Origin of the sequence: Campylobacter sp. 2014D-0259, from assembly GCF_008000505.1 — a bacterium.
Lineage (GTDB): Bacteria > Campylobacterota > Campylobacteria > Campylobacterales > Campylobacteraceae > Campylobacter_D > Campylobacter_D jejuni.
This window is the reverse complement of record NZ_VOAQ01000017.1, coordinates 52,450-64,042: the sequence shown is the minus strand read 5'-3', so window position 1 is coordinate 64,042 and position 11,593 is coordinate 52,450. Positions and strand designations below refer to the sequence as shown.

The 11,593-nt window shown below is 29.6% G+C and carries 11 protein-coding genes; 3 read left to right on the top strand and 8 right to left on the bottom strand.

The genetic code is table 11. From position 1 onward, the window contains the following. Positions 1-1,028, bottom strand: a 1,028-nt coding sequence (locus tag SR63_RS04550; RefSeq protein ID WP_187106437.1) for a PDC sensor domain-containing protein, incomplete at its 3' end; no start/stop codon positions are given. Positions 1,029-1,268: 240 nt separating this feature from the next. On the opposite strand from SR63_RS04550, the gene SR63_RS04545 reads away from it, so the two are divergent. Genes SR63_RS04545 through SR63_RS04535 form a run of 3 tightly spaced genes read left to right on the top strand, consistent with a single transcriptional unit; the run spans position 1,269 to position 3,822 of the window. Beyond that, positions 1,269-2,159, top strand: coding sequence for a metal ABC transporter solute-binding protein, Zn/Mn family (locus tag SR63_RS04545; RefSeq protein WP_038402011.1), 891 nt, complete (start codon positions 1,269-1,271; stop codon positions 2,157-2,159). Positions 2,160-2,171: 12 nt separating this feature from the next. After that, complete coding sequence (locus SR63_RS04540; protein WP_147498374.1) at positions 2,172-3,026, top strand: ABC transporter ATP-binding protein; 855 nt, start codon at positions 2,172-2,174, stop codon at positions 3,024-3,026. Beyond that, complete coding sequence (locus SR63_RS04535) at positions 3,019-3,822, top strand: metal ABC transporter permease (RefSeq protein WP_014516903.1); 804 nt, start codon at positions 3,019-3,021, stop codon at positions 3,820-3,822. The genes SR63_RS04540 and SR63_RS04535 overlap by 8 nt, the downstream gene beginning before the upstream one ends. Here SR63_RS04535 and SR63_RS04530 read toward each other — a convergent pair. The 7 genes from SR63_RS04530 to thrB all read right to left on the bottom strand — a co-directional run bounded on the left by SR63_RS04530 (position 3,811) and on the right by thrB (position 11,586). Further along, positions 3,811-5,142 carry an McrC family protein gene (locus tag SR63_RS04530; protein WP_014516902.1) on the bottom strand — a complete coding sequence of 444 codons (1,332 nt, stop codon included), beginning with the start codon at positions 5,140-5,142 and terminating at the stop codon, positions 3,811-3,813. The two genes, SR63_RS04535 and SR63_RS04530, sit on opposite strands and share 12 nt — an antisense overlap. Further along, on the bottom strand, positions 5,135-6,991 hold the full coding sequence (locus SR63_RS04525) for an McrB family protein (protein WP_014516901.1): 1,857 nt from the start codon (positions 6,989-6,991) through the stop codon (positions 5,135-5,137). The genes SR63_RS04530 and SR63_RS04525 overlap by 8 nt, the downstream gene beginning before the upstream one ends. Positions 6,992-7,055: 64 nt before the next feature. Next, complete coding sequence (gene rimP / locus SR63_RS04520) at positions 7,056-7,478, bottom strand: ribosome maturation factor RimP (RefSeq protein ID WP_014516900.1); 423 nt, start codon at positions 7,476-7,478, stop codon at positions 7,056-7,058. Further along, entirely contained in the window at positions 7,468-7,830 is a 363-nt protein-coding gene (rbfA, locus tag SR63_RS04515) for a 30S ribosome-binding factor RbfA (protein WP_002778650.1), read from the bottom strand. Before rbfA ends, rimP begins: the two co-directional genes overlap by 11 nt. Continuing rightward, positions 7,827-10,439 carry a translation initiation factor IF-2 gene (gene infB, locus SR63_RS04510; protein ID WP_014516899.1) on the bottom strand — a complete coding sequence of 871 codons (2,613 nt, stop codon included), beginning with the start codon at positions 10,437-10,439 and terminating at the stop codon, positions 7,827-7,829. The genes rbfA and infB overlap by 4 nt, the downstream gene beginning before the upstream one ends. Continuing rightward, positions 10,426-10,683 carry a DUF448 domain-containing protein gene (locus SR63_RS04505; protein WP_002870410.1) on the bottom strand — a complete coding sequence of 86 codons (258 nt, stop codon included), beginning with the start codon at positions 10,681-10,683 and terminating at the stop codon, positions 10,426-10,428. The genes infB and SR63_RS04505 overlap by 14 nt, the downstream gene beginning before the upstream one ends. A 24-nt stretch (positions 10,684-10,707) precedes the next feature. Next, on the bottom strand, positions 10,708-11,586 hold the full coding sequence (gene thrB, locus SR63_RS04500) for a homoserine kinase (RefSeq protein ID WP_002881044.1): 879 nt from the start codon (positions 11,584-11,586) through the stop codon (positions 10,708-10,710). Positions 11,587-11,593 lie beyond the last annotated feature (7 nt).

Genomic DNA, 11,593 nt, shown 5'->3' with positions numbered 1-11,593 from the left:
ACTTCTATAGTAGAAACATTTTTTGTTTTATGGTTGATAAAATCAAAGAATGAAGTTAAACCTGTTTGGATAGCTGCAAGTGGAGAGAGGTATTTTGATACGATGAAATAAAGGAGGATTACGCTAATAATACTTGTAAAAATAACAATCGCAGTTTGTATAAATGCAATTTTATAAACTGGAGCTTCTATTTGTTCTATTGGCTCTCCAACGCAAGCAGTATAAACCCCAGAAACTTTTGTACACACAGCAAATCTTTCACTACCATCTTTTGGTCTAGTATATTCAAAAGGTTCAAAATTTTCTTTAATTTTTGCAAGATTTGCAATTGCACTAATATCATAACCTTGTTGCAAAAGAGTTTTGTCTGTAGAAGCAAATACTTTATTTTCTTCATCAAATACAAAAGTTCTACCTGGTAAATTCTCAAATTCTGCTTGCAAATCTGTTACAAGAACATCCACAGCTAAAACCCCTATAAATTTACCATCTTTATAAAGAGGGGTAGAATATGTAAAACAAGGTAAATTTGTAGTTGCATCTATATAAGATGGGGTAACATAAAGTTTATTTGTTTTTACTGCTTCTATATAATACTCTCTTGTTCTAGCATCATAATTATCAGCTTTTCCATAAGTTCCAAAATCTACTTTTTTAGCATCAGAATCTGGATCACTTACAACAAGTTCTCCGTTTGGTTGAGCGATATAAACTGCTAAAAATCTTCCAGCATCTCTAAAATTCTTTAAATCTTTTCCAACATAACGCATTAAAGCATCTTGACTATCTAACTGTTCTACAGGATGCTTTAAAATACTTTTAGCCAAACTTTCAAGAGCTAAAGAATTTCTTGCCTTAAAAGACTCCATAGAATTTTTAGCTGTTTTAACATAGTTTGTTTCAGCTTTTACAACTTCATGAAAAATTGCTTGCTTTACAAACATAAATGTTATAACACCTAAAATTACCAAACACACTACTGCGATTAAATTTGCAATCAGTGCAACCTTCAATTTTACGCTTTTCATAATTTAAGCGCTCCTTTCTAATATTATTTTATAGGGATATCTACATAAAGTTTTAGAATTATAAATTAAAAAATTTAAATTTTTACTTAAATCTAAAAGTGATAAAAAAATTTCATTTAATAAATATTTAAATTAATTTATATTTATTATTTTTATTTAAAGTAATATTGCTTCGAAAATTCTATGTATTAAGCTTAATATCGTTATAATTTGGAAAAAATTTATATCGAAGGAAATATTTTGAAAAAAATTATATTATTTATCTTATCTTTAGGGATATTTTATACTTTCACACAAGCTAAAAATTTAGAGCAAGAACAAAATACTAGTAGCAATTTAGTTAGTGTCAGTATAGCACCTCAAGCATTTTTTGTTAAAAAAATAGCTGCAGATACTCTAGATGTCAATGTTATCTTACCTCCAAATAGCAATGAGCATAATTTTGAATTTAAACCAAACACTATGAAAAAACTTGAAAAAAGTGATATTTATTTCACCATAGGCTTAGAATTTGAAAAAGTTTTTACGGATAAATTTAAACAAAATTTTCCAAAACTTCAAGTTGTAAATATGCAAAAAAACATAGCTTTGATTCAAACTCATGATACGCACGAACACTCTCATGAGCATGAGCACCATGAACATGAGCATTTTGATCCTCATACTTGGCTAGATCCTATTTTAGTCCAAACTATGGCTTTAAATATTTATGATGCCTTGATTCAAAAATATCCACAAAATAAAAATTTATATAAACAAAATTTAGATAAATTTTTAGCAGAATTAGATAGTTTAAATTTACAAATTGCCTCAAAATTAGAAAAATTAAAAAATAGAGAATTTGTAGTTTATCATCCTTCTTGGACATATTTTGCAAAACGCTATAATCTTACGCAAATTCCTGTAGAAATTTTAGGCAAAGAACCAAAAAGCAAAGATTTGCAAAAACTTATCACTCTAATGAAAGATAAAAATTTAAAAGTCATTTTTGTTCAAAATGGTTTCCCTGAAAATGCAACAAAAACACTTGCTAAAGAATGTGATGCAAAAATTTACAAAATAGATCATTTATCTTATGACTGGGAAAATGAGCTTTTAAAAACTGCTGATGCCTTTTCTCATAATTTATAATCAGGTTTTTTGATGCTTTTTTTTAAAATTTCTAATCTAAACTACGCTTATGATAATGAAATCATCTTAAAAAACATCAATCTTAGCTATGACAATAAAGACTTTCTCTCTATCATAGGTCCAAATGGCGCAGGAAAATCAACACTCGTAAAACTTATCTTAGGACTTTTAAAATCCAAAAATGAAATCCATTTCAAAGCTCTTCAAAGAAAAGAAATAGGCTATGTTCCTCAACACACTCTAGCCAATCCTAATTTTTGTCCAAGAGTACTTGAAATCGTTCTTATGGGACTTGTAAGTAAAAAAATTTTTGGTTTTTATGGGAAAAAAGATAAAGAAAAAGCTATGCAAGCTTTAAAAAGCGTAGGAATGGAAAAATTTTGGAACAAAACAATTAATTCTCTAAGCGGAGGACAAAGACAACGTGTTTTTATCGCAAGAGCCTTAGCTAGTGAATGCAAAATGCTTATTTTAGATGAACCTACCGCAAGTGTTGATAACAAATCTGCTATACAAATTTTTGAACTTCTAAGCTCCTTGCACCAAAAAGGCATGGGAATTTTACTCATTTGTCACGATATCAACCTTGTATTAGCTTATAGCGATAAAATTGCACATTTAAACAAAGAACTTTTCTTGCATACCAACACTAAAGAAAAAGAAAAAAGTTCATTTTTAAAACATTTATACGAAAACCACTCTCATTTTTGTGATGTGGAGATGAGTTTAAATACTTGTTTTTGCGATGAAGAAAATTGCGATAGTAAAAAACTATGCGAACAAGAATTTACAAGAAGAAATTTGAAAAAAACAGAATTTAAAAAAGAAAATTTTTGTTTAAAATTTTCAAAGGAAAATAATGCTTGAAATTTTAAATTTCACCTTTTTTCAAAACGCTTTATTAGGAGCGATTTTAGTCAGTATAGCTTGTGGGATAATAGGTACTTTGGTGATGATAAATCGCCTTTTTTCTATGGCTGGAGGTATAACACATGGGGCTTTTGGTGGTATAGGTATAGCTTTTTATTTTTCTTTACCTATTTTATTAAGCACGGGAATATTTACTTTATTTTTGGCTTTTTTAGTAGCTTTTTTAGCTAAACGCTATGAACACAGAAGTGATAGTATTATCGCTGTAATCTGGGCTTTTGGAATGGCTGTTGGGATTATTTTAATCGATTTAAGCCCTAGTTATAACACAGATTTAATGGCTTATCTTTTTGGGAGCATTTTAGCTGTAGGAACACAAGATTTATGGCTTATGGCTTTGGTTGATAGCGTGGTGGTACTTTTGATCTTTTTATTTTATAGACAATTTGAAGCATTAAGCTTTGATGCAGAATTTGCAAAAGTTCGTGGTATCAATACAAGTTTTTTTCATTATCTTTTAATCGCCCTTATGGCTTTTTGTATAGTTATTTCTATACGCCTTGTAGGGCTTATTTTGGTTATGGCTTTACTTAGTATCCCAAGCTTTATTGCTGAAAATTTTACTAAAAGACTTGGCTTTATCATGATTTTGGCAAGTTTTTTAAGTATGATTTTTTGTGTTTTAGGACTTATACTTAGCTATTATCTTAATCTCTCAAGCGGTGCTTGCATTATAGCTGTAGCTTGCTTTGGTTTTTTAGTGCATTTGATAGGAAAATTTTTAAAAAGGTAAAGGTGCAAAACACACTTGCACTTTTATATCTTTTTGCCCTTGTTCTTTAAAATACAAATGCTCACTTGCCTTAAAAACAAAAAATTTTTCTGCAATTTTTCTTTGTAAATGTTGAGTTTTTTCACATAAAGGATACACAAGTTTAATATCATAAATTTTAAATTTGCAAGCATAAGCAAACATTTGATACAAATCGCTTTGTGCTATACCCTGTTTTTTCTCATCTTCACTATCATTTGGAATTTTCCATTTGGTATCTAGGATCGTTTTATTTTCTATATATAAATCAGGCTTTAACATGAAACAATTTTCATCATTTTTTGAGATTAAATACTTTCCACTATTTTGGACTTTAATATCTTGAGTTGGATTTACTTTTTTTAGCATATAAGCTACATAATCTTCAAAAATTTTCTCCATAGGAAAAAGCAAAGCAAAAGCTTCATTTTTACCATGATAAGGCATAAAACTTTCATTTTTTAAGAAAATTTTACACCACAAAAGCAAGTTTTCATAATAATCAAAATGTCTTGAAATTTTATAGCTAAAATCTTTTTCATAATTTTTAGAAAATTCTACCTCATCGAGAATTTGCATAGATTTTATAAGTCTAAATTTATTCAAACTTGTTTTGGATTTTAAAAAATTTAGCGTTGATTTTATCAAACGATTGGGTGCTATATCTAAAACAAACTCATCATTGCTTGTAAAAAATCTTTCTTTGTGTATCAAATTTCGCTTGATATGCTCGTTAAATAGTAATTTTCCCTTCAAAAAAGCCCTATTTTCTTCGCAACTTAGATAAGATCTCATCAAGCCTTTTTTATACACGCTATCAAATTCATCTAAAAACATAGTGATAAACACTTCAAATAAAGGAATTTTAGAACTTTGTAAAGATGAAATTTGCGATTTTTTAAAGGGAGAGTTTTTTAAGGTTTTTAGCATATTTATCAAAAGATTTTTAGGATTAAATTTAAAATCTTGTTCATAAAAATCATTATTTTTAGAAATATTGTCTAATTCATAGTATCTTCTTAGTTTTTCTTTATCGTGATTTGAAGAGCTATCTTCTTTTTTATAGCTATCTAAATTCGTGCATTTTGGCAAGATCTCCAAAACCCCACTTTTAGTCTGTATAATGCCGACATAATTTTTAGCTTTTAAGGTATTTTTATTTTTAAAGCCTAGAAGATTTTCATTATTTTTTGCAAAATCTTCTAATTCTTTATAAAATCTTTCAGCTTTTTCTTTGAAAATTTCTTTTAAATCTTCTTTAGAAAAAGCTTGGTGTTCGATGATGGAAAAAGTGCTATTCATTTTCGTTTTTTAATTTATTTGCTATTTCATCATTATAAATTGCTTGATATATTTCTATTTTATCCCAAATTTTATCATCAAATGAAGCAATATTATAAATGCTTCTCTCGCTATTAACACTATCTAGATTTTTTATTTTTTGAAGATATTTATCATCTTTTTTATCTTCAAAAATCATACCATTATCATTTAAAACCGCATTAATCAAAGCATAATCATTATAAAAATACTCTTGCAAAAGCGGGATAATTTTGTTTTGAAAAATACTTTTTAAATCATTTAAATTTTCAACACCTATAAAAAATGCGTGTCCTATGGTTTTTTCTCTATCTAGTAAATATTCTATACGAGTGTTTATAGCTTTTAATAATTCTTGTAAATTAATACCTTCGCAATCCATAGATAATTTGCTCACATCAGGCATCATCTCAATAAATTCAAATCTTCTTCGCAAAGCTGTATCAAGAGAAGTTATGCTTCTATCGGCTGTATTCATAGTGCCTATGATATAAACATTCTTAGGCACTCCAAATTCTTTTTTACTATAAGGCAAAATTACTTTTAACTCTTCTTTTTCACCTATCCTTTTGCTAGGCTCTATCAAGGTTATAAGCTCACCAAAAATCTTACTTACATTACCACGATTGATTTCATCTATGATGATTATATAAGGTAAATTTGTTTTTTCATCTTTTTCTTTGTAATCTTCTAAACCCTGCGATTTTAAATAATTTAATATAGCTCTAACATATACTGAATTATATATTTCATCTATATTAGAAGTTTTATATAATTTTTCTATATTATCTATACTGACTGGATAATCTTTATGATTTTTACTCATATCATCAAATTTAATTCTAAATGTTTTTCCATTTCTATATTGAATAGAATATTTAGTATTTGGTAATTCAAAATATTTTTCTGGATTATTATCATCTATTTTTGCTTTTTCTTTTAATTTATCTATATAAAAATTAAAATTTTTTATACTATCCCTATTTTCTAAAGCTTTTTCGCAAAGTTCTTTAAAAATTCCATCTTTTATTTCATATTTTATTTCTTTAGAATTTTCTTCACTATCTATGCGAGGCTTTATACCTTCTATAAATTCTTCATATCCATAACTTTGATGAAAGGTAGTAAAAACTATTTGCCCGTTTTTTACATACTCATCAAACAATTTTTTTCTATTTATTCTATCATCTTCGCTTGGAATTTGTATTTTTTCTTCTTTTAATATAATCTCCAAAGCCCTATCTATAGTATGATAAGTTTTTCCTGTCCCTGGAGGTCCATAAAGAATTTGATTTAAAGGCGTATTGTTCTTCATCATATTATAGTCCTTTATAATTTTAAAATCATCTTTAGATAAATTATTTATATAGTTTGATAAGTATAAAAATACATCAAATAACCTATCCTTTATTTCTTCAAATTTATCAATCTTTTCTTCTAATTTATAATCGAGTATATTGTCTTTTTGTATTTTAAGCAATGCATTACACTTCTCTTCTTCTTTGGCAACTATACGCATATAAATATCATCCCTTGACACTCCAAACCATATATAAATACCATGCCAAGCAGATCTACCTTTTTTAAACTTTATATACTCTTCTTCTTTAATTTCTTTATATAATGCAAACCCTTTATATTTATCCTTTTGGAGTGTTTGCAATCCGGTATATAATTTCCACTCATAGCTTTCAAAAAAATTTTGAATATCTTCTATGTCGTCCTTGAAAGTAGAATTGCGATCATTGTAAAATTTCATTGCCAAATCAATCATTTTTTTAAAAATATCTTGGATTTCTTTCTTGTTATTTTCAGAAAATATTTTTGTCATTTAACATCCTTGATTTTTGTTTTTTATAAAAAATAATTAAATTATATTAATATTTAACTTAAATTTACCATATAACAAAAGTTTTAGCTTTTCTTATATCGCTAAAATTTATAGTAGTTTTTTCTTTATTTTCTAAATTTTCTAAAGTGATATTTTCATCATCTACAGCAATGATTTTTGCTTCGAATTTTTCTTTTTCATTGGTTGTGATCTTCACAAGTTCACCTATACTTTTAGCAAAGTGTTCTATCTTACTCAGTTTTCTTTCAAGTCCTGGTGAAGATACTTCTAAAAAATACTCCCCATTTACAGGTGGCTCTACGTCAAAAATAGGCGATAAAATTTCACTAAGTCTTGCACAATCATCAAGATTTACCCCGCCTTCTTTTTGCACATAAATTCTATAAATTTTTCTGCCATTTTCACTTACTAGCTCATCATCATAAAAACTAAGTCCTGCTTCTTTGCAAAGGGCTTCAAGATTCATTTTTATCCTTTTTTATTTTTTCAAAAAGTGCGTCCATGTGGTTTTGATACTCAAGTCTATCATCAAATTTAAAGTGAAAATTCGGACACCTATACCAGCCCTGCTCACTCATGCAGTAATTTTGCAAAGCTCTACTTGCCTTTTTTAAAGAAGATAAAATTTTTTCTTGCTCATGAACATTAAAAAACATTTTATCAAGATACACAAAAGCATCGTATCTGCCTTTTTTACACTCTACATCCACTACACACAAATTTTTCAAATTTTCATCATCTAAATTTGCTAAAGCTTCAGGGATCAGCTCTTTTAAGATACTTTCAGTGCGTAGTTTTTTAATCTCACTTGGATTCATAGACTTGCTTGTTCCTGTACTTCTTTATAGCTTTCTATATAATCACCCACTCTCATATCATCGCACCCTTCTATACCTACGCCACATTCATAGCCTTTTGCCACTTCTTTAGCATCATCTTTAAAGCGTTTAAGCGAACTTACATTGCCTTCATAAACCACAACTCCATCACGGATAAGGCGAATTTTGGCTCCACGGTTAATCACCCCTTCAGTTACCATACAACCTGCGATTTGTCCGATTTTTGGCACATTGATCACTTGTCTAATCTCTGCTTGTCCTAATTGCTCTTCAGAAATAATCGGACTCATCATACCACCAAGCAAGGCTTTTACATCATCTAAAAGATTATAAATCACATTATAGGTTTTAATTTCTACGCCTTTATCTTTAGCACGCTCTTTAACTTCCCCTGTTGGGCGTATGTTAAAACCTAGTACTATAGAGTTTTCACTCGCACTTGCAAGCTCTATATCACTTTGTGTGATCCCTCCTACCCCACTATGAATGATATTCACTTTGATTTCATCATTTCTAAGTTTTTCTAAACTTGCTTTTAAGGCTTCTAAAGATCCTTGTACATCAGCTTTTAAAATAACAGGCAAGGCTTTTAGATTGCCTTCTTTGATCTTAGCTCCAAGCTCATCAATGCTAACTTTAGTAGATTTGCTAAGTTCTTTTTGGCGATTGTATTCGTGGCGTTTATTAGCGTATTCTCTTGCTTCTTTATCGGTTTTTACTGCGATTAAAATTTCACCTGCATCTGCTACTTCACTAAGTCCTACGATAACCCCACATTCGCCTGGTTTGATTTCCTTTAAAGCTTTACCTTGATCATCACTCATCGCACGCACTTTCCCATAAGCCTCACCTGCAACCACAGTACTTCCTACAGTAAGTGTTCCATTTTGCACGATGATAGTAGCTACCGCACCACGCCCTTTTTGCACAGAACTTTCTATAATGCTTGCTTTAGCAAAACTTTTTGGATTGGCTTTAAGTTCTAAAATATCAGCTTGTAAAAGCACGATCTCAAGCAAATCTTCAATCCCCATTCCTGTTTTAGCCGAAACCCCTACAAATTCATAAGATCCGCCCCATTCTACTGGCATGATTTCCATTTCTGCGAGTTGAGTTTTTACCATATCAGGATTTGCTGCTTCTTTATCCATTTTGTTAATAGCAATAATAATAGGCACACCTGCTGCTTTAGCATGATTTATCGCTTCTTTAGTTTGTGGTTTTACCCCATCATCTGCGGCCACAACGATGATTACAATATCAGTGATACTTGCACCCCTTGCACGCATAGCAGTAAAAGCTTCGTGACCTGGAGTATCGATAAAAGTAATTTTACGCCCATTTTTTTCTACCATATAAGCACCCACGTGCTGAGTAATACCCCCTGCTTCACCACTTGCAACGCGTGATTTTCTGATATAATCTAGCAAAGAAGTTTTACCATGATCAACATGCCCCATGATAGTAATCACAGGTGCTCTAGTCACTAAATCTTTTTCATCAATCTCTTCTTCATAGTCTTTTACATAATCAAACTCATCAGCCTCGTTAATGATATTGATCTCTATACCAAATTCAGCAGCCAAAATTTCAATCGCATCTTCATCTAAGAAATCATTTTTTGTTGTCATCATTCCAAGCATGAAAAGTTTTGAAATCACTTCACTAGTGCTTTTTCCTATCTTATCAGCGAATTCATACACACGAATTTCTTTAGAAATAGCAACGCTACTTACTTCTTCTACTTCCTTTTTTTCAATCTTTTTAGGTGGTTTTTTACGACTTCTTCTTTGAATTCCACCTTCAAGTCCAAAACCCGCAGAATTTCCAACAGCTTGTCTTATAAAATTAGGTTGTTTTTTATTGATATTTTGTGGTTTTTCTTGTTCTTTTACACTAAAATCAGGCAACACTACCTCATCTTCATCATCTAAAGAAATATCGCCAAAATCATGTTCATCTAAAAAATTCATTTTTTCGGTACTTTCTTTTTTACTCGCGACAAAAGATTTTTTTTCTTTTTTCTTTTTCTTTAAACTCTCATCAGCATTTGAAAACATGGTTTTTAAACTTAAGCGCTCTTCATTATTGATAGATATATCATTTGAATTTTTTACTTCTTCTTTTTTAACTTGAATTTCTTCTTCGTCTTTTTTCTTTTTAACAATAACAAGTCCGCGTCTTTTGGCTAAAGTTGCACTAGCAAGGCTTTGTGGCTTATGAGCATCAATAATTTCTTGTTTTTCTTCTTTTGCATTTTCTTTTTCAACTTTTAATTCTTCTTTTTTAACTTCTTGTTTAAGCTTTTCTTCTTTTTTAGGTTCTTTTTTTTCAGATTCATTTAGCTTTTCTTGTTCTTTTATATTTTCTTTTTTAGGCTTTTTTGCCGTAGGAGTTTTGATATTTTTCTTAAAAGCTTCTGGAATTTCTCTTGTTTGTATATACTCATAAATAGCTGCCGCAATCTCAGGTTCTACAGCATTTGATGCTGTTTTAATTCCAAGCCCTAATTCATTTGCCTTTTCAATAATTTCCTTACTATCATAACCTAATTCTTTTGCGATTTCATGAATTCTAATCTTTGCCATTTAAAAATATCTCCTTAAGTCCTTGCTGAGTAATTTTAGTATTTAAATTTTTACATATTTTAGAAAATGCTTTTTGCAAGATTTTATCTTCTTTTTCAATACAATTTTGACATAAATACCCGCTTCTTCCATGTTCTGCTTTAGGCACAATATCTCCTAAAACAACTTTAAATCTAAATAACATATTTTGCTCAAAGCGGTTTTTACACACTATGCACATTCTAATTGGTATATGTTTTTTCAAAATTATATCTTTTTTTTATATTTTTTAGCAAATTTCAAAGCCATTATCATCAAATTCTAAATATCGCACACGAAAATCTTTAAATTTTGTTTGCATTTTCTTTGCCAAAGCTAAAGCATCATCTTTGAAAGCTAAAGAAAAAAAGCTCGATCCCGAACCTGAAAGTGTGCTCATTAAAGCTTTATTTTCTAAAGCAAATTTTTGTACTTCAAAAAGCTCAGGTAAGTTTTTCATACGATTGATTTCATGAAGCTTATCTTGACTTGCAAATTTTAAAAATTCATATTTTTTCTCCAAAAAACAAGCGGTTAAAAATGAAGCATGAGAAAGGTTGAAAACCGCATCATTAAAACTTAAATTTTTAGCCAAAGCTTGGCGTGATTGTTCCGTGCTCATTGCCAAATTTGGGATCACAACCACAGCAGCTAAATCTTTATCAATCTCTTTTTTGATGCTATAAACTTTATTTTTTTCAACCAAAGAACACACAAAACCACCAAGAGTAGCTGGAGCGATATTATCTGGATGGTTTTCATAAATTAAAGCTTCATCTAAAATACGTTCTTTTTCTACCTTAAATCCACTCATATAATAAGCACTGGCAATAGCTCCAACAATCACAGCTGAAGAGCTTCCTAACCCTCTTGAAAGAGGAATGTTATTTTGAAAAATAAAGCGAAAATTATCTTTTTTTCCGCTTAGTTTTTCATAAATTTCATAAAAAATATTTACAAATATATTGTTTTTTTTAAGAAAAATATTATCACTGCCCTCACCTCCAATACTAATGCTAAAAACACCTGATTTTTGGATTTGAGTTTCATTAAAAAGCTTTAAACTAAGTCCTAAACAATCAAAACCTGGCCCTAAATTCGCACTCGTAGCGGGAACTAAAATTTTCAAATTTCAT

Excerpts from the sequence above, each read along its gene's own strand:
- SR63_RS04540 (WP_147498374.1), top strand. The coding sequence starts at position 2,172 with ATGCTTTTTTTTAAAATTTCTAATCTAAACTACGCTTATGATAATGAA.
- SR63_RS04535 (WP_014516903.1), top strand. The coding sequence starts at position 3,019 with ATGCTTGAAATTTTAAATTTCACCTTTTTTCAAAACGCTTTATTAGGA.
- SR63_RS04530 (WP_014516902.1), bottom strand. The coding sequence starts at position 5,142 with ATGAATAGCACTTTTTCCATCATCGAACACCAAGCTTTTTCTAAAGAA.
- SR63_RS04525 (WP_014516901.1), bottom strand. The coding sequence starts at position 6,991 with ATGACAAAAATATTTTCTGAAAATAACAAGAAAGAAATCCAAGATATT.
- rimP (WP_014516900.1), bottom strand. The coding sequence starts at position 7,478 with ATGAATCTTGAAGCCCTTTGCAAAGAAGCAGGACTTAGTTTTTATGAT.
- rbfA (WP_002778650.1), bottom strand. The coding sequence starts at position 7,830 with ATGAATCCAAGTGAGATTAAAAAACTACGCACTGAAAGTATCTTAAAA.
- infB (WP_014516899.1), bottom strand. The coding sequence starts at position 10,439 with ATGGCAAAGATTAGAATTCATGAAATCGCAAAAGAATTAGGTTATGAT.